Source organism: Bathymodiolus platifrons methanotrophic gill symbiont (assembly GCF_002189065.1).
Lineage (GTDB): Bacteria > Pseudomonadota > Gammaproteobacteria > Methylococcales > Methylomonadaceae > Methyloprofundus.
The window spans coordinates 1-22529 of record NZ_BDMN01000062.1 but is presented as its reverse complement, the minus strand read 5'-3'; the positions used below and the strand labels follow the sequence as shown (position 1 = coordinate 22529).

Genomic DNA, 22529 nt, shown 5'->3' with positions numbered 1-22529 from the left:
AATAAAGCTGAAATATAGTTAACGCCACCATGAGATAATTTTTCACTTTCAATGGCGGCATACCGTCGCTTATTTTTTTCACAAAGTGAGTCATAAAATTTCTTCATCGACTTTTCGATATTTTTTTTATAAGGAAATGACATAAGACAACCACTGAGTAATAAATTAAGATAACCTTAATTTAGGGGAGATATTTCATTATTCAAGCTTGGCTGCTTCAGGAAGTTATTTCGTGCACATTCCTTAATGGATAAACTGAGAGAAAATGAAGATAAAATTATTCAGAGCAATAATAAGCTTCGGAGCGTAAATGAAGAACTCAAAACTTATGATTATGCTGTTGCTCATGACCTGAAAAATCCTATTTCAGTTATTCGTTCATATATTTCACTTATTGAGGAAGAGAATCCTGAGCATTTCAAAGCTCATAAATATCTGGACCGAATCAAGAGGTCGTCTGATGATGCCATGCAGATCATCTGGGAGTTATTAGACTTTTCAAGTTCTAAGCAACATATGAATGGTTCAGAATTAGCAGATCTGGACCAAGTGACTGACAACTGTGTACGTATGTTAGAGAGTGAAATGCATGTCAAAAATGTATTGTTAAATCGACAATATAATTTAGCGAAGCTAAGAATAAGTAAATTTGTTTTACAGCAAATATTATCTAACCTTATTAGTAATGCGATTAAATATTGCCCACCAGAGCGCCAGCCAATTATTGAAATATCTTCTTATCAAACACAGAATGCGGACTATATTGAAATAAAAGATAATGGTGCAGGTATAGTAAAAAGCAAAATCGCTCATATATTTGACCTCCACTCTCGATTTCATAAACAAACATTGATTGCCAAAGGAGATGGTATCGGTCTTTTCAATGTAAAGAATCTGGTGGAAAAAAATGGGGGCAATATTACAGTTACTTCTCAGGAAAATATCGGCACCCAGATTAAAATTGAGTTTATTAGACATGTTGAAATAGAGGGCCACCATGAAAACAGCACTATTAGTTGATGATTATGCCCCTATCAGGGAGCTGCTGTTAGACGTTTTACAGCACGCTTTTGTAGGGATTGAAGTTAAGCAAGCTGAAAACCTTAAGCAGGCACTTGATTGGTCGAACCAGCAAACTTTCAGTATCGCTTTAGTTGATCTTAATTTACCTGATGGCTCAGGAATTGATTTGATTGTGCGCTTACGCGAGGAACACCCGCAGACGTTCATTGTGGTATCCACAGTATTCGATGATGATCATAACCTGTTTTCTGCGCTTGGAGCAGGTGCGCACGGATATATATTAAAAGAGGAGTCGAGAGGGAAGCTTATTGCTCTTCTGGAGGGGATTATTCAGGGGACCCCACCGCTATCACCTGGGATTGCTCGACGACTTATCCAGCATTTCAACCACACACCAAAAAAAATCAAAGATGCATACCAATTATCACCCAGAGAAAAAGAAGTTTTACAATTAATCGCAGCGGGAAAACAGAGAAAGGAAATCGCACGGGAGCTCAATATCTCAGTTCATACGACGTCAGACTATATTAAAGTCATCTACCGAAAACTTAATGTTTCATCTCGTAGTGAAGCGGCAATAAAAGCAATTTCACTGCAGCTTTCTTAACCCTGGAAGCTCTTCGCTAAAGAGGCGCTAGTGTGCATAACGCAGTTTTCTATCCTTACGTGTCCATAAGAAAAAAACTACGGCAGTTCCAATCAAACCCATCATGCCACCAGGGCCCCAGATCATAATGCCACCTAATTGTTGATCTAACATGATTTCGATTGCCAGACGTCCGTCAAGTACATCATAGGCAGCATAAATTTGATCTCTTTTTAAGGTAATAATGGCACCAATAATGGTGTTGGGGATAGTTACCAGCCATAAAACAATAATGCGTATACCAAAAGGAATGCGCGAAGATTTTTGGCGCGGATCACAGATTAACCACCAGAAAAAGAAGCCAGTGAGAATCATGGTGAAGTGCATCCAGTTATGTAAAGACTGATCCGCTAAGGCGCGATTATGTAAGCTGGGTATTTGCCAGATAAGCAGAGTAGCAATAAACAGGACTGAGGCAATAATGGGATGACCTAAAAAACGATAGAGCCATTGTATGGGTTTATTTCTGATAATTGGTGTTAGAACTGAATGACGTATTGTTTTAGGCAGTCCTTGTAATAGGGGGGCAAGGGGCATACTTAAGATAAGTAGTAAAGGACCTAAACCACGCATTAACAGGTGTTCAATCTGATGAAAAAACAAGAAGTGTTCAGAGAGTGGTTCCAGTGGGGATTGTAAGGCAATAACAAAACAAAGCATACCGAGCAAAAAGGTAATGGTTTGCCCCATGCTGACTGGCCGACCTGCTTCGCGTCGTTTCGCACGTCCCCTGAAGTAGACCACTACCGTTAATAGCATCGGAATTGCAACATCAGGTGTATAAATCCACGCTGACCAGATGGGTTGCCAGGGCCTAATTGTACCGTGGGCAAAGCCGAGTAACGGGTAAAAAATTAGGCACAGAGCTACTAGAAGTTTTGTAGGGGTATAAGACACTGTTTTATCGCTACAAGAGTGGGCAATGGTTTTATGCCCACCTTATTGGTAGGTTAATAAATGGTGGGTATAAAGGCACTACCCACCCCAAATTATTATGCGCAGAAATCTTCTATACTGCTTAATATGCCCTGTGTATCCAGACCACATTCGTTTAATAACTCTTCACGTGTACCTTGCTCTACAAATTCATCAGGTAGGGCGATATTTAATACCGGCATTAAAATTTTCTGTGCCTGCAAAAACTCATTGATAGCACTGCCCGCACCACCCGCTAAAACATTTTCTTCAATAGTAACAATGACATCGTGTGTTTTAGCCATTTCTAAAATAATCGTTTCATCAATAGGTTTGATAAAACGCATATTAACAACGGTAGCACCAAGTTGTTTACCTGCTTCTAGCGCTGGAGTAACCATGCTGCCCCAGGCAAGTATGGCCATACGCCCACCTTTATGACGAATTTCTGCTTTACCAATTTCTAATTCAGAAAAATCAGTACCTACCACAGTACCAGGTCCTTTGCCACGAGGGTAACGCACTGAAGCCGGGCCTTCATAGTTGTAACCAGTAGTCAGCATCTGACGACATTCATTTTCATCTGCTGGAGCCATGACCAGCATATTAGGTATACAGCGCAGAAAACTATAATCAAAATTACCCGCATGAGTAGGTCCATCTGGGCCAACTAGACCTGCACGGTCGATAGCAAACAAAACATCCAGATTCTGGATAGCAACATCGTGTACTAATTGATCATAGGCACGTTGTAAAAATGTCGAATAAATTGCAACAATGGGTTTTGCTCCCTGACAGGCTTGTCCAGCGGCCAGGGTAACTGCATGCTGTTCTGCAATAGCAACATCAAAATAGCGTTTTGGATAGCATTCGGAGAACTCTACCATACCCGAACCTTCGCGCATGGCAGGAGTAATTCCTAGCAAGCGCTGATCTTTTTCTGCCATATCGCATAACCAGCGACCAAATACCTGAGTATAAGTCGGGTGTGGGGAAGGTGCAGATTTAGGTAAACAATCCTTGCTACGGTCAAAAGCCGGTACACCGTGATAAGCTAATGGATCTTTTTCTGCAGGTGCATAGCCCTTGCCTTTTTTAGTCACAATATGTAAAAACACTGGGCCAGAAAGTTCTTTTACGGCTTGTAGTGTTTCTACCAGCATATCAACATCATGACCATCAATAGGGCCAATATAATTAAAGCCTAACTCTTCAAATAAAGTGCCAGGAACAATCATGCCTTTGACATGTTCCTCGGTCTTTTTTGCAAGTTCCCATACGGAGGGTAATCCACTGAGCACTTTTTTACTTTCTTCGCGGACAGAGGAATAAAGTTTACTAGAAATAATTTTGGTAAAGTAATTATTCATTGCGCCGACATTAGGCGAAATTGCCATGTCGTTATCATTCAGAATAACCAGTAAGTTGGCATCAATAGCTCCAGCATGATTCATCGCTTCAAATGCCATACCGCCGGTGATACTGCCATCGCCAATAATAGCCACCATACGGCTATCTTCACCTTTGTTTTCTGCGGCAATTGCCATGCCTAATGCGGCACTGATGGAGGTGCTTGAGTGTCCAACTCCAAACGCATCGTATTCACTTTCTTTACGTTTAGGGAATGCTGAGACGCCATCTTTAGTACGAATCGTCGGCATGCGCTCCTTACGACCCGTTAAGATTTTATGAGGATAAGCTTGATGGCCCACATCCCAGACCAGCTGGTCTTTTGGCGTGTTGTACACATAATGTAAGGCAACTGTTAACTCAACTGTGCCTAAACCTGCCGAAAAATGACCGCCTGATAAACTAACCGTATGCGTTAAAAATTCACGTAACTCAGTCGATAGAGGGATTAATTGATCTCGGGATAATTTACGTACATCTTCAGGAAGATCTATCGTATTTATTAGTGGGTAGTTTTCTGCGATTTTCATAATGCTTTCCTTATGACCCTGTTTTTGATTTGAGTGCGTGGCTGGCAAGGTTTTTACCTAGCGACCAAATTGAGCCAGGGACTTTGTGAGTGTCAGCAATGGCGTGATCGAATGAGTTAACAACCCAGTCGCGATCTTTTTTTGTTAAGTTGAGCGGTGGCAATAATTTAACTACATTCATGCCGTGCCCAGCTACTTGCGTTAATAGATGGTGTTCTTTAAATAAAGGAATGGTAATCATCTGGCAGAATAGACCTTTATTAGCTGCTTCAAGTGATGCCCAGGCAGCTTTAAGTTTTAGGCTTTTAGGAGCCTGAAATTCAATAGCAATCATTAAGCCTTTGCCACGGGCTTCTTTTAAAAATTCATATTTTGTACTCATGGCATTAAGGCTACTGATAATATCAGCTCCGACTTGAGCGCTGTTTTCTACCAGCTTTTCGTCTTCCATAACTTGCAGTGTTGCCAGGCCAGCAGCCATAGCCATGTTATTTTTGGAGAAAGTTGAGCCATGAACAACAGCTCTGTCCATACGGTTAAATACAGTTGCCATAATTTTGTCAGTCATTGCCACAGCTCCAACCGGGACAAATCCGCCCGATAAAGCTTTGGCCATACAAATCATATCAGGCTGTACACCCCAGTGATCAATTGCCCAGAATTTTCCAGTGCGGCCTATGCCAGTTTGAACTTCATCGGCAACAAAAAGGGTACCGTACTTTTTACACAAGCGTTCAACGTCAGGTAAATAGTTATCATCTGGAAGATTAACGCCTTTGCCTTGAATTGGCTCAACTATAAATGCAGCAACGTCTTTATTACTGAGTGCTTGTTCTAGAGCGGCAAGGTCATTAAAAGGGACTGAGCTGCAACCAGGTAAAAAGGGGCCAAAACCTTCCCGAAAAACTTCTTCACCGACTAAAGATAAAGAGCCCATAGTCAGGCCGTGATAACCATGATCACAGAAGACGATTTTTTCTCGTTTAGTGGTGTAGCGAGAAAATTTTATTGCAGCTTCAACGGATTCTGTCCCTGAATTACAAAAAAACATTTTAGTTAGGTTTTCAGGTGTTGTTGCCAGAATCTTTTTAGCCAGTAAGCCGCTTAATAATGATACATCCATTTGCACCAGATTAGGTAACTCTAGTGTCAACATTTCTTGTAAGGCACTGATAACAGTAGGGTGGTTTCGTCCTAAGGCAAACACGCCAAAACCACTTAAGCAATCCAGATATTCAGTATTATCCTGATCGTACAGGTATTGACCTAGCGCCTTGGTATAGTTACGGTCATAACCAATAGTTTGCAAGACGCGAACCATTTGATTATTCAAATGGTTTTCGTGTAGCGCAAATTTTTCCTGGCTATGTTGTGTAAAAAGTTCGGCAATGCTAAATGACATGGATAATCAGAATAATATTTTTGTTAAAGTTGAATAGTTCTGTTGCTAAAAGCTGGCAATATAATAAGTGTACAAATCAGGGTAAAGCTAATGCCAACAGCCAGAGTAATTCCCATACTGGAAATTCCAAAGTGTGGTATCAGGGCTAAACTGATAAAGCTACTCATCGTAGTAAACGAACTAAAGGTAACACCTCGAGCAGTACTGGTCTGTAATAAATGCTGCCCTTCATCAAGGTTTTCATGTAAGCAGTGCATAATATGAATACCACTATCAACGCCCATGCCTAAGAGTAGTGGTAGGGCGATAATGTTAGCAAAATTAAACGGGATGCCAAGAAAAATATTTACGGTACAAGTTAAAAGCCCGGCAAGTATTAATGGGCCTATAACTAGCAGGGTTTTTTTGATGCTTTTTAAAATAAATAATAATAATAGAGTAATAATAAACAGAGCAGCACTGAAAGCCTGTTGAAAGGCATTAACAACAGCTTCCCCGGATGCCATTTCTCCTACCGGCATGCCAACAGCTTTAGGGTCGATACTTTGAACCTCTTTAGTAAATTGCTTTAAATTAGCCGGAATGTTTAAATCTTGTTCAGGCATAATCATAATGCGATATAACCCTGCAGGGCTTAACCACTGCAGACGAATCGCAGCCGGTAAGTCGGCTAAACCAAATTCATAGGCACTTAAACCCTGGCTAAGAGTATTAATGGTATATGGCAACAGCCCTAATATATTGTTATCTAGCGATTGCGCTAATATGCCAGGTTCAGTCGATTGGTTTGAGGTGTTTATGAATGTGTCGATACTTGAGCGCAGATCAAGCAATATTTGAGGGTTTATGGATGTGGTTCTGTTTTCCAATAGAGTATAGAGTGTGGTATTAAATTGACTCAATACAGTAATTGTATCTGAAGCTGCGAGAGTTGAGTTAAATTGACTCAACTGCGGACCTAGAATCATCGCCAGGTCTTCAATCGTATAAAGTTTATCTTCCTGATCAGTTGCAACCAGGCTTTCGAGTGAAACAGCCCCATGCACGCTAGGTAGTTGCTCTAGTCTAGCGGCTGTGTGTCGCGCCTGTTCCTGATTATCACTTAAAGCATACAGCGCATAAGGAGAGTCAGTTTTTGATTTTAATAAATCTTTAAATGTGGTTACCGATGCTGCTTTAGGGTTACGCATATCGATAGGATTAGAGTTGAAAGTGATATACGGAATTGCAAACAAGCAGGCAAAAGTTAATAAAACAGTGCCAATGCGGATGGTTTTTTTATAGCGAAAGGGAAGCGTTTGCAGAAATGAGGCTTGAGTCGGCTGATAAAAAGGCTGAGCATGTTTAAGTTTGAACAAAGTTAATAAGGCAGGTAATACCAGGAGTGATACTAATAGCCCGATAAACATACTAACACCCGAGATAAGCCCTAATTCAGAGACACCTACATAGTCGGTTGGAACAAAGGCAAAAAATCCTATAGATGTAGTCAGCGCGCAGAGAAACAATGAGAACCCAACACTGTGTAATGCCTTTTTAATGGACAGGTGATTGCTATGCTTATTAACAATCTCATCACGATAATGCAGGTTCATATGAATTGCAAAATCAACCCCCAGGCCTATATAAAGAGCAGCAAAAGAGACAGAAATAACGTTTAAATGTCCAATCGCAACAGCCGCAAAGCCAGCGGTCAGGGTTAGTCCCATTAATAGAGTGATAAGAGTGGCTAACAATAGCTTTATGGATCGAAAGCATCTGAATAAGATAAGTAGAACTAATATTAAAGAGCCGATACCACTTAATACTGCGCCTTCTCCTATATCTTCTAGTTCTTCATGTTGCAGAGCAATATCGCCAGTAATGCGAATATTGGAGCCTGGCATTTCAAGCATTAGTTCACTGGAAACTGCCCGAGCTTTCTCAATGGCCACATCAACAGGCATCATAGAGAGAAAGTTTAGTTTAGGCTTGGTAATGACTATGCGGCGTGTTTTATTTGATTGGCTGTTGGGGTTGAGAATTTCCTGCCAGGAGATATGATGATTTTCATTTTTAGCTGTTTTGCTAATCGCTGTACTAATTGAAGTTAACAGGGCAGGTAAGCTGTGACTAATTACGCTATCTTTATTTTCAAGAGCCTCAGTTAAAATATGAAACAGTCCCTGTAAATGGTGATTCTGAGCTAAATAACCAATAAAGGGCTGGGCATCAGTTAAGTTAGTCGCTAACTTATCCAGTTCCTCGTTAGTCAGATAAAGAAAGGCTTGTTGACGAAAAAAAGCGTTGTCTTCTGGAATATAACTAGACTCAAAAGAATTGGTCTGGTTATTGAGCCGTGCTAACAGCTTATTGGCGGTAATCGCTGTTTCTTCAGGTGTTTGTGTGTCGACAACAAAGATTATTGCATTAGTGTCTTGCGGGAATGCCGTTTCTAAGCGCTTGGTATTCTGTTGAAAAGGCAGGTCTGGAGAGAGCATTTCTGAAGAGTTATTATTAACTCCTAGATGGTCTTTTGCATAATAAATGCTAAGCCCAGTTAGCAATAAGGCGCTACAGACTATTAGCCAGGCATAACGGGTGATAAAACAACCTTGCCATTCAAGTATTCTCGCTGCTACTGACATGCGAGGCTCCACTGAGTTTGTGTTATCTGTGGCAGCTGGCGGGCAAGATGCTTTAGTGTTTTGCTTGCCTTGTTAAAGCACAGAGCCGTGTTAATCAGGCGAGGCAGGTTGCCAGGGTGACGAACTAAGTAAAGCATTAGTTTGCTGATAGAAATACCCCCGGCATCGTTCATAGCGTAATTAATGGCTTCGGGTAAATCTAGTTGTGCTGAATCGACAATGCTACGTATCGCAATAAAGGGTATTTGTGCCTGGTTTGCAATGCGCGCCAGGGCCGCAGTTTCCATGTCGACAGCAGTGGCTTGTGTTAGTTCGTATTGCCTGGCTTTATCCTCGGCCAGGCTGATAATTGTATCGCTTTCCAAAAGACAGCTGGTATCGTATTTTATGGATTTATCAAGTAATTCAATGACCTGCTGTGACCATGGCTGGTGCGTTGTTAGCAGGGTATTATCTTTAGCGAGGATGCAATTAGGGATCAGTAAATGCCCCGCCTTTAAATGCGGAGATAATGCACCGGCACAGCCCCAGCTTATTAACTGAGTAGCGCCATGAGACAATAAATTTTGTGCAGCATGAGTCGCATTTTTCGGGCCTGCTCCGGATAGAGTGATCAGAGTATTTTCAGACACAGCTAAGCAATCACCCTGTTTTATCTTAGATTTAGTCAGGGTGTGTAATTCTTCAGGTAAAGCAACCAGAATACCGGTAATCACTTTGAATTTTTTTCATTGCGATAACGCGCTAAAGCCCACAGAGGAAAAAATTTATCATAACCATGGTATTTCAAATAAAACACGCGTGGAAAGCCGGGCGATGTATGACAGTTATCAGCCCATAAGCCATCCTGTTGCTGACTCTTTAGTAAATAAGCAATACCTGCCTGGACTTCTTTGCATTTATGTTCGCCAGCAGCCATTAAGGCTAGCGTTGCCCAGGCGGTCTGAAATGCGGTGCTAGTATGGTATTGACCACTTGTGCTCCGGTCGTGATAGCTTTGATTGCCCTCGCCCCAGCCACCATCATCATGTTGAACGCTTTTTAACCATGTAACTGCTTTGCTGTACATTGGGTCGTTTTTAGGTATCTCTGTGTGTTCCAGCGCTATTAATACTGACCAGGTGCCATAAATATAATTGGTTCCCCAGCGACCAAACCAGGAACCATCTTCTTCTTGTTCATTGCGAATATAGTCCAGACAACGATTATATGCAGGCAAGTATTCATCGTGATCCTGGGCGACTTTTGCCATTAACATCACGCAACGGGCACTCACATCAGCTGTAGGAGGATCTAGTAAAGCTCCGTGGTCGGCAAATGGAATTTCATTGAGGTAATAATAGGTATTATCTACATCAAATGCGCCATATCCGCCATTAGCAGCTTGCATGCCCACAATCCAGCGGGTTGCGCGATGAATAGATTCATCCATATCAGGCAAGTCAGCAGTTGCCATGCCATAGGCGACAACAGCGGTATCATCGACATCAGGGTAATGCGGGTTTTCAAATTGAAATGCCCAGCCACCACCTTCAAGATTAGGGCGCTGTATGCGCCAGTCGCCCGGCTCATCAGATAATTGTTTGGTTTTTAACCAGTCATAAGCACGTTTTCTACTGCCTTCCGTTGCTGCTAAATCGGTTTCCTGTAAGGCAAGTAATGCTAAGCCTGTATCCCAGACCGGGGATAGGCAAGGCTGACAATAGGCTTCATCTTCGCGGATAACCAGAAGTTTATCAATGGCTTTACGTGCAGTAACGACATGTTCATTATCTGCCGGCATACCAAGTAGAAGCATGGCTTGATAGGCATTGACCATTGCCGGGAAAATACCGCCTAATCCATCTTCGCCATTTAAACGTTCGGTAAACCAGTTTTGTGCTCTTGCTACTGCAGTCTGGTGCATTTTCCTGGTGACCAGAATGCGTGATTTACGTCCTAGCGCATCTAAAAACAAGAAAAATTTATTAAGTACTCCTCGCTCAGGAAAGTAATGCATTTCCTTGCCGGGATGGACAATAAATAATTCCAGAATATCTATATTAAGCGGATTTTTAGCTTTTGCTTGCAGTGAGCATAAGATAAATAAAGGAATCATAACGGTTCTGGACCAGTAGGATACTTTATCAATATGGAATGGAAACCAGGCTGGTAACAACATGATTTCAACTGGAATAAAAGGCACTCCACGCCAGGGTAGTTGCTCAAAAATAGCTAAGGCAATACGCGTAAAAACGTTGGCTTTGGCTGCACCACCCTGACTAAGAATATACTCGCGCAAACAGGCCATATGTGGTTGTTCGGGCTGATCTCCAGCCATTTTTAAAGCATAGTAAACTTTAATGCTACAACTAATGTCACCTTCGCCACCTGAGAATAAAGGGTAGCTACCATCTGCAGATTGATGAGCGCGTAGGTAGACAGCAATTTTAGCTTGTAATCCTTTATCTATATCATCCAGATAATGCATCATCATGATGTATTCAGCTGGAATGGTACAGTCTGCTTCGAGTTCAAAGACCCAATAGCCATCCTTGTGTTGCAAAGACAAAAGTCTGTCTTGAGCATTTTTTATGGCACTGTCCAATGAATGGATGTTGCTCATATTATTGTAATCCTCGGTAAACATAGGGTGACTTAGTTTTTTGCCTGGTATTGCCAGTCTTTACAGATTAAATTTTTGCTTTTTAAATTAAAAAGCAGAGAGAGTAGTAAATTACTACGGCCAATAATTCGAGTAGTTACAATGGTTTGTTTGACGTTTTTACGGGTAATCTTGACCTGGCTAGAGTCATTGAAATCCAGGTGTTGCTTAATTTCATTAAGAGTAAGAACAGCCATGCCTAGTGCCCATAGGCAAAAGTTGCGCATGCCTGTTTCATGTCTAGGTAGTAACTGAGTATAGGTAAGAGCATCTTTTAAGTGACCTTGCGCGATACTGATTAAATGTTCTAAACCCAGCTGGAACTCTTTACTATTAGTTGACGTATTAAGGTCTTTAAGATCAAAGCCGGTTTCGGTGAAAACATCTTGTGGTAACCAGCATACCCCTCGCTGTGCATCATCCCAGATGTCTTTTAGTATATTGGTCATTTGTAATCCCTGGCCAAAGGATGTTGATAGCTCTAAAAGTTGTTCGCGGTGCTGATTAATTTCAGGTGAATAATGACAAAATAATTTTGCCAGCATTTCACCAACACAACCGGCGACATAATAGCAATATTCATTCATGTCTTTCATGGTTGCCAGACCGCCGTGTAAATCCATGCCTTGATAGACAGGCATGCCTTTCGCCATAGTTTCAACGCAACCTAGTAGTGCTTCAATTTGTTCAGGAGCGAAGCTATGGGTGATTTCAATAACCCGTTCTGTTAGTTGGATCAGAACATGTTCAGCTGGAATAGTCTGCTCTGAGAGGAGCGGTCCCAGGTCTGTTGCAAAGCTAGCGGCGCCATTGCCCGTCCTAACGACCTCTATAAAACGGCTACAGAAGAGTTCTTTCTGTTCCACGTTCAGCGATACTTCATCTTCAACGGTATCTACAATCCTACACAGCAAGTAGGCATTAGCAACTGCCGAGTAAAGGCCTTCAGGGAGTTGAGGTATCGTTAAGGCAAATGTACGCGAGACACCTTCGAGTAATACCGCCTGAAATTCATCAACAGAGGCGGCTAAAAGCGATTCCGGGTTATCAATAGAAATTTGAGTGTCAGTCATGCAGTCAGTAAAGGTGTATGTTAAAGGCAAAAAGCAGAATTAGTGACGAATTATAGACTGTATGTAGGCTAAATACAAAATATGTTGTTTTTTTGCGAAAAAGTTACATTTATGTCTTATAAATTAATCATAAAAACAGAGTGCGCAGGTCTTTTTTTGACTACTATGAGTGTTGTTTTTATGGGAAAAAAGAAACTTCAAACTGGTGTTAGTCGTTTAATAATAGTATGCTAACGTGCTATCAGGGATTATTAATAGGCATCTACTTAGGGTTTTAAAGTATATTTCTGTTTTTTTCTTTTTTTGTTGCATATATGCAACTTTGTTGAGTTTGTCACTATTTTTAAGTTTTGGAGTTAATACATGGGTGTTCCATTAAGGCAGCAAGTTGCTGTAGGTACTTATTTAATGAAGCAAAAGATCAAAGGGGTAAAAAAATATCCTTTGGTGTTAATGCTAGAGCCTTTGTTTCGCTGTAATTTAGCGTGTGCAGGCTGTGGAAAAATTGCCTATCCAGATGATGTTTTAAATAAGCGTTTATCTGTTGATGAGTGTTTGCAAGCAGTGGATGAGTGTGATGCGCCGATGGTATCAATTCCAGGTGGAGAACCTTTAATCCATAAAGAAATGCCGGAAATAGTTGCGGGTATTGTCGCACGTAAGAAGTTTATTTATCTTTGTACGAATGCTCTATTACTCAAGAAAAAGATTAATGATTATACGCCATCACCCTATCTGAATTTCTCTATACATCTGGATGGCAATCAGCTAAGGCATGATGCATCAGTGTGTCAGGATGGTGTATTTGATATTGCCGTCGACGCTATAAAACTAGCTTTAGGCAAAGGTTTTAGAGTAACCATTAACTGTACTTTGTTTCAGGGCGAAACCTCTCAGGAAGTTGCTAATTTTCTGGATTATGCAACAGAACTTGGTGTGGAAGGTATCACTATTGCACCTGGTTTTAGTTATGCCGATGCGCCGGATCAAGACTCTTTTATTTCTAGCCAGGCAGCAAAGGAATTATTCCGTGGTATTTTTGCACTAGGAAAAAATAAGCAGTGGAAGTTAAACCATTCTTCGCTTTATTTAGATTACCTGGCAGGAAACCAGGACTACGATTGCACTCCGTGGGGCAATCCAACACGTAATGTATTTGGTTGGCAGAAGCCGTGCTATCTGTTGTCAGATGAAGGCTATGTTGATAGTTTTCAGGAATTGATGGAAACCACTCCCTGGGATAAATATGGGGCAGGAAAAAATCCTAAATGTGAAGGATGTATGGCGCATTGTGGTTACGAGGCAACAGCAGTAGAAGATACTCTAGCCCATCCAATAAAAGCATTAGCTGTTGCTATGCGTGGACCACGGACGGAAGGAGGTATTGTTGAAGTTCCCAGTTATAAGCCTGTTTCAGTTACTGATATTCCTATTAAAGTAGAAATCTAAAAACTCTTGCTACAGTTTAGGCCGAGAATCTAACTGATCGAGTTTATTGCTGCCTAGCTGATTTTAGGTTTTATGTGCTCAACAGGATGTGAGCTTTATGTACGCCAGTCATTGCTGGATTGTATTTGTTCATGACCCGGTCATAAGCCATTGTTGAGGTGAGTGTTCGTGCTGGAAAGGTCGACTAATCAAAAAGGTTAAACATGATGATGCCAATAAGAAACGTGATAATGATGTTTGTTTTGTTTTGTTTTACTTCCGTCGTAATCGCTGAAGTTGATGAAACAGAAGTTGCAAGCAAGGTGGTGACGGGGTTTCAGGCTGCATTATTGAATGCAATGGAGCAGGGCGATAAGCTAACGTTTGAGCAGCGTTTTGAGTTACTAAAGCCAGCAGTATTAAATAGCCACGATTTAACTAAAATTACCCGTATTGTTGTCAGTAAAGAGTGGAAGAAACTTACAATAGAGCAGAAAAAAGAACTGATTCGAAAGTTTAGTACCCTGAGTATTGCTTCTTATGCGCATTATTTTGATAGTTATTCGGGGCAAAGCTTTAAAGTGGAGTCTACAAAACAATTATCTCCTGGGCAAATTTACGTGCATACATTTCTGGTTTTACCTGATGATAAAGATGTCAGTATGGACTATCTTTTAAAAAAGAAAGGTGATGAGTGGCGTATTATCAACATTATTACCAATGGTGTGAGTGATTTGGCATTAAAGCGTTCTGAGTATGTTGCTGTCCTGAAGAAATCGGGTTTTGATGTTTTATTAGCTGAACTTTCTGTTAAAATTGAAAAATTTTCTCAATAAAGTATTTTAGCGCTTTTGATTATTCGATTATTCTTACGTTTTATTGCTATTGCGGGTATTTTTTTATTAGTTGCCTGTGCCAGTACAGGTAAGACTGAAATGGCAGAAGAGGTAAACCCAGAAGACCTGCATGAAGGCATAAATCGCAATATTTATGGCTTTAATAAAGGGCTGGATACTTATGTTTCTTCGCCGCTAGTTGGCGTGTATCAGTTTATTCTTCCAAGCTTCTTGCGTACTTCAGTCGCTAATTTTTTTGCTAATTTAAAAGAACCCAGAACGGTTGTTAATGATGCTTTACAAGGAAAGGAGCAGCCGGCAGGTGAGGATTTTGAACGTTTTGTTATTAATACACTACTAGGTTTTGGTGGTTTAATAGATGTCGCAAGTTATGCTGAAATTGAATACCATGAGGAAGATTTTTCTCAAACTCTTGCTGTATGGGGTGTTCCGCAAGGTGAATATCTGGTCGTCCCGGTATTAGGTCCGACAACTTATAGAGGTGTCCCTGGTCTCGTTGTAGATGCAGCATCGAGCCCTGTTAGTTATTTGATATGGCCGATACAGGTGCTGGATCTTTTGAACTCACGCTCAAATGCCGATCAGTCCCTAAAGTTTATTGATGAGGCTGCTGTAGACCCCTACGTGTTTATGCGTGCTTCTTATTTGCAATGGCGTGATTATCAGATTACTGAAGGTAAAAATACATCAGAAATAATACTGTTGGATGGGCTAGATGATCCATTTGATGATGAAGATGATCTTGATTTGCTGGATGATCTGGAAATTAAATTATAAGCTGTTCAAATGATAAGCCATAGTGAAAATATAATTGCGCAGACAAAATACTGGTTACAGCATGTTGTGATAGGGCTTAATTTTTGTCCCTTTGCCAGACCTGTTTTTGAACAAGGGAAAATTCATTATCAGGTCAGTGATGCGCAGTCTTTAGAGTGTTGTCTGGAGGACTTGATTGCTGAAGCAGAAAGACTGGATACAGACAATGCAATAGAAACGACGCTACTCATTTATGAGCATGCATTATACGATTTTGAAGATTTTCTGGATGTGCTGGAAATTGCCAATGATCTAATGTGCGAACAGGGCTATGAAAGTGTGTATCAATTAGCAAGCTTTCATCCGGATTATTGTTTTGCCGATAGTGATGAGGAGGATCCGGCAAATTATACTAATCGTTCACCCTACCCCATGTTTCACCTGATCAGAGAGCAAAGTATCGAGCATGCTTTAGCGAATTATAAAGACCCGGAAAATATTCCGGAGACCAATGTCCGGCTTGCCAGGGAGTTAGGGCTAGCGAAAATGCAGTCCAAGCTGGATCAGGCATTACAGTCTACGAAGATTGCCGAGCAGGAACGGGGTAATAACAGATACTAGCGTAAAGCGGGGCTTACGGTTTTTCTGGGATAACAGTATCCGAGTTTAATACTGCTTACTTAACAGTGTAATTGCCTAATAAACAATAAGTTAAGAATGTAGGCTGGTTAGATTTATCGCGCTTTGCTTGATAAGCTGAAGTTTCCCAATAATTATTTATGGTAAAATTGAAACTATGCTACAACTATATGAAAAAAATAGTCTTTTCATTCGTTTCAAATGCTATTGCCTAAGGGGAATTAAGTAGGGGTTTGCTATAAACATGGCAAAACCACCTAAAATAAACCTCGATACACCAGCATTGTGTATTTCAGCTACTCAATAATTGGGAAACTTCAGCTTGATAAGCTAACCCAGCCTACATATGCAAGCTATTGTTTGTTAATATGTTAATACTTAAGTAAGCAGCATTGGTATCCGAGTTCAATGGTCTTTATTTTTTTCAGTAATTCCAGCCTGCAATTGTTTCAGCAGTACAAAACCAAGTAGCAGCAAAAAGCCAAATGCGATAAAAACCAGGATTTTGATAACAGGAAAGCCAACTAAAAATAGAAAAGTTTGCTTGTTATTCATGCTCGGCTCTAGTTCATCAGACTGATATGTAATATGCATGGCATAGAGTCCCATTTTCGAGAAGTTATGAGCAATAGTTAATGCGTTATTTGTCTCACTGAGCGTTTGTTTAAAGGCATTATCAAAATCAAATAAGATATCCCAGTTGGATTCGGCAGATAAAAGTTTTAAATTTAATTTTTTATTGCTCTGTAGCATGTCAGAGTGAGGGTCAAAAGTAAAAATGACATCACCTGTTGCGGGAAATAAATGACAAAAATGTTTGCCGCCGCTTATTTTAGATTCTGATTGAAATCCGCCTAAACGTAATTTAACGCCTGCTATATGAACAAAGCAATTGTCACCATGGTCTACACCTGCATGGGCAAATAGTTTGGGCATAAACGCAAGGTTTAAACTTAAAAGAATAATGCTAAGGAGAAGGTTGCGGTTGGATATTAGTGGCATTTAAACTGACAATGGTAGGGGTTACAAAATAATAAAGTGTGGAATATAAAAAAACCAGATTCAAGTAGAAGTTAAAATCCTGGATCTGTATTCACTGGAGAAGCGAAAACCCTATTTTACCGTTTTTTAAAATTTGCATTGTGTTTTTTTAAAAGACACCTGGCCATGATAGAATGACCGGTTATTATAACTATCAAGCGCCTTGAATGAATCCACATTTACCGCAATTACATCCGTATCCTTTTGAGAAATTAGCGCAATTAAAGCAGGGTATTATACCGCCAAGTGATAAAGCACATATTGCTCTGTCAATTGGTGAGCCAAAACATGCCACCCCCGATGTAATTACTAGTGCTTTATTAGAAAATATTGCCGGATTGGGTAGTTACCCAACAACTAAGGGGCTGCCTGAATTAAGAATTGCAATTAGCGAGTGGCTTAATAAAAGATACCAAGTGACAGTTGACCCGGAAACGCAGGTCTTACCAGTTAATGGTACGCGGGAAGCCTTATTTGCTTTTGCTCAATGTATTGTTGATGGACGAGAAGATGCACGGGTATTAATGCCTAACCCGTTTTATCAGATCTATGAAGGTGCCGCCCTGCTGGCAGGGGCTGAGCCTTATTACTTAAATACTCTAGAAGAAAATCAGTATTTGCCTGATTTTGATAGTGTTTCTGAAGCAAGCTGGCAAGCCTGCCAATTGTTATATATTTGTTCGCCTGGTAATCCAACTGGTGAGATTATTGATCAGGCGACTCATGAAAAGTTGATCAGGCTGGCATTAAAATATGATTTTGTGATTGCCTCTGATGAATGCTATAGCGAAATTTATGCAGATGAGAACAGTCCTCCGCAGGGATTATTGCAATCTGCTGATGCAGTGGGGCATAGTAGCTATAAAAACTGTGTTATTTTTCATAGTTTATCAAAACGCTCTAATGCACCGGGATTAAGATCTGGATTTGTTGCGGGGGATGCCGATATTTTGCGTAATTTTTTTCAATATCGCACGTATCATGGTAGCGCCATGTCCTTGCCGACCCAGTATGCCAGTATTGCTGGCTGGCAGGATGAACAGCATGTACACAAGAATAGACAGTTTTACCGTGAAAAGTTTAAAGCAGTCACTGAAATTTTATCTGAGGTTTGTTGTGTTAAGCAGCCACCCGCTAGTTTTTATCTGTGGCTGAAAACTGAAATCGACGAGACTGAATTTGCACAAAAATTATTTGCCCAGGAAAATATTACTGTTTTACCGGGTAGTTATTTATCCCGTGAAGTAGACGGGATAAATCCAGGAAAAAACCATGTGCGCATGGCTTTAGTTGCTCCAGTGACAGAATGTATTGAAGCGGCCCATCGAATTAAAAATTTTATTAACTCTTTAACATAGAAAAATAATGAATCAATTAGAAAATATTATTAATCAGGCTTTTGACAATCGTGCCGATATTTCTCCAGCGACTGTTTCTGATGAAGTGCGTAATGCAGTCAAAGACTCGATTAATCTACTGGACTCAGGTAAAGCGCGTGTTGCTGATAAAAGCAGTGGCGAATGGGTGGTTAATCAGTGGTTAAAGAAAGCAGTTTTACTGTCTTTCAGAATTAATGAAAATCGTGTAATGGACGGTGGGGCAGCGCGTTACTACGATAAAGTGGAAACTAAATTTGCCTCTTACACCCCTGAAGATTTTGCTGAAGCGGGTGTGCGTGTCGTACCTAATGCTGTTGCACGCCATGGTTCTTATGTTGCTCCGGGCGCGATTTTGATGCCTTCGTATGTCAATATTGGTGCTTATGTAGGTAGTGGCACGATGGTTGATACCTGGGTTACAGTGGGTTCATGTGCGCAAATTGGTAAAAACGTACATTTATCAGGTGGTGTTGGTATTGGTGGTGTTTTAGAGCCATTACAAGCAGGACCTACAATTATTGAAGATAACTGTTTTATTGGTGCGCGCTCTGAGATTGTTGAAGGCGTCGTGGTAGAAGAGGGTTCTGTTATTTCCATGGGAGTTTATATTGGTCAAAGTACTAAAATATTTAACCGTATGACCGGTGAAATTACTTATGGACGCATTCCGGCGGGTTCAGTCGTGGTCTCGGGCAACTTACCTTCAAAAGATGGTACTCATAGTTTGTATTGTGCAGTCATCATTAAACATGCGGATGAAAAAACACGTAGCAAAACAGGTATCAACGAATTATTACGTGATTAATTTTAAATAATGTGAAATGGGTTAGGTTTTTTATATGAATTATTAAATATAATGACACCTGACATTAACATATGTTTTGTGCCAGTTTAGATTGTCACTTGCTACGAGTGATAAGTTATTCTGCCTAACCCCATTCAGCTATAGGATCTCCCATGTCAGATACACTTTCTAGCAATGCTATTATTTATGCGATTCTCTCCTTAAATAGTGAGGTTGCTTTACAAAAAGAATTTTTGGATTCCCCTGATGTCTTACCCGAAGATCGGGAAAATGAAGAGGGTATTCTTGATGATTTAGAGCAGGCTTTTATGGAATTTGTTGATTTTTATAAGTCTTGTCGTAAGCAAGATAGTTCATTGCCTGAGCTAGATGAGTTATTGAATAATCCACTGTAGTCGTTTTTAAAAAGCTTATGCGCTGTTTAACACAGAACATACTAATGCTTGCGTTGATTCTGGTAGGTTTTCTTCCTATGCAGGGATTTGCAGTGGAAAACTCAGAGCAGGAAAATAATGTAGAAAGCGTATTTCTAAAAGAAGAAGAACTGCAATATTTACAACAAAAGCAGCAACTTACTATGTGTGTTAATCCTGATGCGATGCCCGTTGGGAAAATCGAACAGGGGCAGCACAAAGGTATGAGTGCTGATTTTATGCGTTTATTGGCAAATAAAATCAATACACCGATGGTGTTAGTGCCTAGCCAGACGTGGCTGGAATCACTAGAGCAGGCCGAGCGGCGAAAATGTGATATTCTGGTTTTTGCAATGGCGACACCGGAGCGTAAGAAATTTCTCGATTTTACGAATGATTACCTGAGTTTTCCCTTAGTAATCGCAGTAGCTTATCAGCAAAATTTTATTAGCAGTATAGAAGAGGTTTTGGATAAACAGCTGGGGATACAAAAGGGTTATGCTTATGCTGAACTGCTACGCTTGCTTTATCCTGCGATTGATCTGGTAGAGGTAGAAAGTCTAAATGAAGGTCTGGACAAAGTTAGCCGAAATCAGCTCTATGGCATGATTGGCTCATTGCCAGATATTAGTTATGCATTCCAGAAACAGTATATCGGCGAACTGAAAATTGCCGGAAAATTGGCACAGCAGTCAAAGCTAGGTATAGGTACCCGTAATGATGAGCCTTTATTAGTCGGTATTTTTAATAAAGCCATTGCTCAGTTAAGTGAGCATGAGCGGCGTGACATAATGAATGACTGGATTGCGATTAAGTACGAGTCGGCGACAGATTATCTAATGTTGATAAAAGTAGTTGGCGTACTCGGATTAATCTTTATCTTTTTTTTGTATCATTATTGGAAGCTGAAAAAGTATAATTATCGCTTAAGGCACTTATCTGTTACTGATAAATTAACTAATATTAATAATCGTTTGAAACTGGATCAGCAGCTAGGCGATGCTTTTCATTTGGCACAGCGTTACCAACATGAATTTTGTATTATTTTAATTGATATTGACCATTTTAAGAGTATTAATGATAAGTATGGGCATCTTGTTGGTGATTATGCAATTACAACCCTCGCGCAATTATTAAACAACAATATTCGTACAGTTGATACACTGGGCCGTTGGGGTGGAGAAGAATTTTTAATTATTTGTCCGGGGCAAACGACCGAAGGTGGACGGTTACTAGCTGAAAAGTTACGTAATATGATTGAACAACATATATTTGATTCTTTTACTCACTTAAGTTGTAGTTTTGGTGTTGCCGCTTATAAAAAAGATCAGGGTGTAGATATGTTGCTAAAAAGGTCTGATATTGCTCTATATAAAGCAAAAGAACTAGGACGAAACCAGGTTTGTATGAATTAATTGCTGACAAAATGACTATTTTATACGGTATTAAAAATTGCGATAGCGTGAAAAAAGCACGTTTATGGTTAGATAATCATGAAGTTACTTATCAATTTCATGATTTTAGAGTAGATGGATTAAGTCCTGAGCAACTTGCTGATTTTATAGATAAGGCTGGCTGGGAAAATCTGTTAAATAAGCGCAGTACCAGTTGGCGGCAACTTGATGATCAGCAAAAAACTAATTTAAATGTTAGTAAAGCCACTAGCCTGATGTTAGATAACCTTACTTTAATTAAGCGGCCTGTCTTAGAGACAGGGGAACAATTATTCATCGGCTTTAACACGGAAAAATATCAGACTTTATTATGAGTAATACCTTAGCTTTATTGAAAGAACTTATTAGCCGTGAATCTGTAACACCAGAAGATGCAGGTTGTCAGGAACTATTAACAAAACGGCTGGAAAAGATTGGCTTCGTAGCTGAACAACTGGACTTTGATGATACCAAAAATCTATGGTTAAAAAGAGGCACTAATAAGCCGCTTTTTGTTTTTCTGGGGCATACTGATGTAGTGCCTACAGGGCCACTGGAGCAATGGGATTCACCGCCTTTTATACCAGGCATTCGAGATGATCGCTTATACGGTCGTGGTGCGGCAGATATGAAAGGGGGCATTGCCTGTTTTGTGACTGCTGTCGAACGCTTTATCGCCCGGTATCCTGAGCATCAGGGTGCAATCGCGATGATGATTACCAGTGATGAAGAAGGGCCAGCTACCAATGGTGTTGTTAAGGTTGTAGAAGTATTAGAACAACGTAATGAGAAAATTGACTGGTGCCTGGTCGGCGAGCCTTCAAGTGACCGGAATATCGGGGATGTGATTCGAGTTGGCAGACGGGGTTCCTTATGTGCCAAATTAATAGTCAAAGGCCTGCAGGGACATGTTGCCTATCCAGATATCGCCAATAATCCTATTCATGGTTTTGCTCCTGCTTTACAGGCATTAACCGAGGAAGTCTGGGACCAGGGTAATCAATTTTTCCCACCGACCAGTCTGCAAGTGTCTAATATCAATAGTGGTACGGGAGCAGAAAATATTATTCCCGGGCAACTTGAGTTGCAATTTAATTTACGCTTTTGTACTGAATTAGATGAAGCCACGATTAAGCATCGTGTACTTGAGATATTTAACCGTTTTGATTTTGATTATGAAATTAGCTGGCGTTTGTCAGGTAATCCATTTTTAACCTCAGGTGGGGCGTTAATTGAAGCGGCTCATGCTGCTATTAAAAAAGTAACTGGAATGGATGCTCTGGATGATACCGGTGGCGGGACATCGGATGGACGTTTCATTGCTCCGACAGGTGCAGAAGTAATCGAGCTTGGGCACTTGAATGAAAGCATACATAAAATTAATGAAAATATTCCTGTCGCAGATATACAGCCCCTATCAGAGATTTATGAGCAGCTATTGATCGAATTATTAATAAACAACTGAAGTTTCCTAGAAATTCATCAAGCGACCATGCGTAACAAAACGG

General features: G+C 40.4%; 20 protein-coding genes. 12 read left to right on the top strand and 8 right to left on the bottom strand.

Features of this window, described 5'->3' with window-relative positions:
* Positions 1 to 246 precede the first annotated feature (246 nt).
* On the top strand, positions 247 to 1020 hold the full coding sequence (locus tag CDZ78_RS04250) for a sensor histidine kinase (RefSeq protein WP_087868861.1): 774 nt from the start codon (positions 247 to 249) through the stop codon (positions 1018 to 1020).
* Positions 998 to 1630 carry a response regulator gene (locus CDZ78_RS04245; protein WP_087868860.1) on the top strand — a complete coding sequence of 211 codons (633 nt, stop codon included), beginning with the start codon at positions 998 to 1000 and terminating at the stop codon, positions 1628 to 1630. The genes CDZ78_RS04250 and CDZ78_RS04245 overlap by 23 nt, the downstream gene beginning before the upstream one ends.
* 27 nt (positions 1631 to 1657) lie before the next feature.
* On the opposite strand, the gene CDZ78_RS04240 is transcribed toward CDZ78_RS04245, so the two are convergent.
* The 7 genes from CDZ78_RS04240 to CDZ78_RS04210 all read right to left on the bottom strand — a co-directional run bounded on the left by CDZ78_RS04240 (position 1658) and on the right by CDZ78_RS04210 (position 12270).
* Positions 1658 to 2566, bottom strand: coding sequence for a cytochrome c oxidase assembly protein (locus tag CDZ78_RS04240; RefSeq protein WP_087868859.1), 909 nt, complete (start codon positions 2564 to 2566; stop codon positions 1658 to 1660).
* Positions 2567 to 2661: 95 nt separating this feature from the next.
* Positions 2662 to 4524, bottom strand: a complete 1863-nt coding sequence (gene dxs / locus CDZ78_RS04235; RefSeq protein ID WP_087868858.1) for a 1-deoxy-D-xylulose-5-phosphate synthase — start codon at positions 4522 to 4524, stop codon at positions 2662 to 2664.
* 10 nt (positions 4525 to 4534) lie between these two features.
* On the bottom strand, positions 4535 to 5926 hold the full coding sequence (locus CDZ78_RS04230; protein WP_087868857.1) for an aspartate aminotransferase family protein: 1392 nt from the start codon (positions 5924 to 5926) through the stop codon (positions 4535 to 4537).
* Positions 5927 to 5949: 23 nt separating this feature from the next.
* A complete protein-coding gene (locus CDZ78_RS04225; RefSeq protein WP_087868856.1) occupies positions 5950 to 8553 on the bottom strand; it encodes an MMPL family transporter in 2604 nt (867 codons plus the stop codon).
* Entirely contained in the window at positions 8544 to 9269 is a 726-nt protein-coding gene (locus CDZ78_RS04220) for a phosphorylase family protein (RefSeq protein WP_087868855.1), read from the bottom strand. Before CDZ78_RS04220 ends, CDZ78_RS04225 begins: the two co-directional genes overlap by 10 nt.
* The gene (shc, locus tag CDZ78_RS04215; RefSeq protein WP_244559152.1) at positions 9266 to 11158 is read right to left on the bottom strand and encodes a squalene--hopene cyclase; all 1893 of its coding nucleotides are present in this window, start codon (positions 11156 to 11158) and stop codon (positions 9266 to 9268) included. Before shc ends, CDZ78_RS04220 begins: the two co-directional genes overlap by 4 nt.
* A 32-nt stretch (positions 11159 to 11190) precedes the next feature.
* Positions 11191 to 12270 (bottom strand): phytoene/squalene synthase family protein, encoded by a 1080-nt coding sequence (locus CDZ78_RS04210; RefSeq protein WP_087868853.1) that lies wholly within the window; start codon positions 12268 to 12270, stop codon positions 11191 to 11193.
* A 363-nt stretch (positions 12271 to 12633) separates the two neighbouring features.
* Here CDZ78_RS04210 and hpnH point away from each other — a divergent pair, with 363 nt between their 5' ends.
* From hpnH to CDZ78_RS04190, 4 genes are all read left to right on the top strand, one after another.
* The gene (hpnH, locus tag CDZ78_RS04205; RefSeq protein ID WP_087868852.1) at positions 12634 to 13719 is read left to right on the top strand and encodes an adenosyl-hopene transferase HpnH; all 1086 of its coding nucleotides are present in this window, start codon (positions 12634 to 12636) and stop codon (positions 13717 to 13719) included.
* 206 nt (positions 13720 to 13925) lie between these two features.
* The gene (locus CDZ78_RS04200; RefSeq protein ID WP_244559151.1) at positions 13926 to 14534 is read left to right on the top strand and encodes an ABC transporter substrate-binding protein; all 609 of its coding nucleotides are present in this window, start codon (positions 13926 to 13928) and stop codon (positions 14532 to 14534) included.
* Between the two features lie 15 nt (positions 14535 to 14549).
* On the top strand, positions 14550 to 15332 hold the full coding sequence (locus CDZ78_RS04195) for an MlaA family lipoprotein (RefSeq protein ID WP_087868851.1): 783 nt from the start codon (positions 14550 to 14552) through the stop codon (positions 15330 to 15332).
* 9 nt (positions 15333 to 15341) lie between these two features.
* Entirely contained in the window at positions 15342 to 15932 is a 591-nt protein-coding gene (locus tag CDZ78_RS04190) for a DUF1415 domain-containing protein (RefSeq protein ID WP_087868850.1), read from the top strand.
* Between the two features lie 423 nt (positions 15933 to 16355).
* Here the strand turns inward: CDZ78_RS04190 and CDZ78_RS04185 are convergent, their stop codons facing one another.
* Positions 16356 to 16886, bottom strand: a complete 531-nt coding sequence (locus tag CDZ78_RS04185; protein WP_087868849.1) for a hypothetical protein — start codon at positions 16884 to 16886, stop codon at positions 16356 to 16358.
* 272 nt (positions 16887 to 17158) lie between these two features.
* Between CDZ78_RS04185 and dapC the strand changes: the two genes are divergently transcribed.
* The 6 genes from dapC to dapE all read left to right on the top strand — a co-directional run bounded on the left by dapC (position 17159) and on the right by dapE (position 22486).
* Positions 17159 to 18349 (top strand): succinyldiaminopimelate transaminase, encoded by a 1191-nt coding sequence (gene dapC / locus CDZ78_RS04180; RefSeq protein WP_087868848.1) that lies wholly within the window; start codon positions 17159 to 17161, stop codon positions 18347 to 18349.
* 7 nt (positions 18350 to 18356) lie between these two features.
* A complete protein-coding gene (gene dapD, locus CDZ78_RS04175) occupies positions 18357 to 19175 on the top strand; it encodes a 2,3,4,5-tetrahydropyridine-2,6-dicarboxylate N-succinyltransferase (RefSeq protein ID WP_087868847.1) in 819 nt (272 codons plus the stop codon).
* Positions 19176 to 19327: 152 nt separating this feature from the next.
* Positions 19328 to 19570 (top strand): hypothetical protein, encoded by a 243-nt coding sequence (locus CDZ78_RS04170; RefSeq protein ID WP_087868846.1) that lies wholly within the window; start codon positions 19328 to 19330, stop codon positions 19568 to 19570.
* A 44-nt stretch (positions 19571 to 19614) separates the two neighbouring features.
* A complete protein-coding gene (locus CDZ78_RS04165) occupies positions 19615 to 21003 on the top strand; it encodes a diguanylate cyclase (RefSeq protein ID WP_167374172.1) in 1389 nt (462 codons plus the stop codon).
* 11 nt (positions 21004 to 21014) lie between these two features.
* A complete protein-coding gene (locus tag CDZ78_RS04160) occupies positions 21015 to 21356 on the top strand; it encodes an ArsC family reductase (RefSeq protein WP_087868862.1) in 342 nt (113 codons plus the stop codon).
* Positions 21353 to 22486 (top strand): succinyl-diaminopimelate desuccinylase, encoded by a 1134-nt coding sequence (gene dapE, locus CDZ78_RS04155; RefSeq protein WP_087868844.1) that lies wholly within the window; start codon positions 21353 to 21355, stop codon positions 22484 to 22486. Before CDZ78_RS04160 ends, dapE begins: the two co-directional genes overlap by 4 nt.
* Positions 22487 to 22529: the final 43 nt, after the last annotated feature.

Excerpts from the sequence above, each read along its gene's own strand:
- CDZ78_RS04250 (WP_087868861.1), top strand. The coding sequence starts at position 247 with ATGGATAAACTGAGAGAAAATGAAGATAAAATTATTCAGAGCAATAAT.
- CDZ78_RS04245 (WP_087868860.1), top strand. The coding sequence starts at position 998 with ATGAAAACAGCACTATTAGTTGATGATTATGCCCCTATCAGGGAGCTG.
- dxs (WP_087868858.1), bottom strand. The coding sequence starts at position 4,524 with ATGAAAATCGCAGAAAACTACCCACTAATAAATACGATAGATCTTCCT.
- CDZ78_RS04230 (WP_087868857.1), bottom strand. The coding sequence starts at position 5,926 with ATGTCATTTAGCATTGCCGAACTTTTTACACAACATAGCCAGGAAAAA.
- CDZ78_RS04225 (WP_087868856.1), bottom strand. The coding sequence starts at position 8,553 with ATGTCAGTAGCAGCGAGAATACTTGAATGGCAAGGTTGTTTTATCACC.
- shc (WP_244559152.1), bottom strand. The coding sequence starts at position 11,158 with ATGAGCAACATCCATTCATTGGACAGTGCCATAAAAAATGCTCAAGAC.
- CDZ78_RS04210 (WP_087868853.1), bottom strand. The coding sequence starts at position 12,270 with ATGACTGACACTCAAATTTCTATTGATAACCCGGAATCGCTTTTAGCC.
- hpnH (WP_087868852.1), top strand. The coding sequence starts at position 12,634 with ATGGGTGTTCCATTAAGGCAGCAAGTTGCTGTAGGTACTTATTTAATG.
- CDZ78_RS04200 (WP_244559151.1), top strand. The coding sequence starts at position 13,926 with ATGATGCCAATAAGAAACGTGATAATGATGTTTGTTTTGTTTTGTTTT.
- CDZ78_RS04190 (WP_087868850.1), top strand. The coding sequence starts at position 15,342 with ATGATAAGCCATAGTGAAAATATAATTGCGCAGACAAAATACTGGTTA.
- CDZ78_RS04185 (WP_087868849.1), bottom strand. The coding sequence starts at position 16,886 with ATGCCCAAACTATTTGCCCATGCAGGTGTAGACCATGGTGACAATTGC.
- dapC (WP_087868848.1), top strand. The coding sequence starts at position 17,159 with ATGAATCCACATTTACCGCAATTACATCCGTATCCTTTTGAGAAATTA.
- dapD (WP_087868847.1), top strand. The coding sequence starts at position 18,357 with ATGAATCAATTAGAAAATATTATTAATCAGGCTTTTGACAATCGTGCC.
- CDZ78_RS04170 (WP_087868846.1), top strand. The coding sequence starts at position 19,328 with ATGTCAGATACACTTTCTAGCAATGCTATTATTTATGCGATTCTCTCC.
- CDZ78_RS04165 (WP_167374172.1), top strand. The coding sequence starts at position 19,615 with ATGCTTGCGTTGATTCTGGTAGGTTTTCTTCCTATGCAGGGATTTGCA.
- CDZ78_RS04160 (WP_087868862.1), top strand. The coding sequence starts at position 21,015 with ATGACTATTTTATACGGTATTAAAAATTGCGATAGCGTGAAAAAAGCA.
- dapE (WP_087868844.1), top strand. The coding sequence starts at position 21,353 with ATGAGTAATACCTTAGCTTTATTGAAAGAACTTATTAGCCGTGAATCT.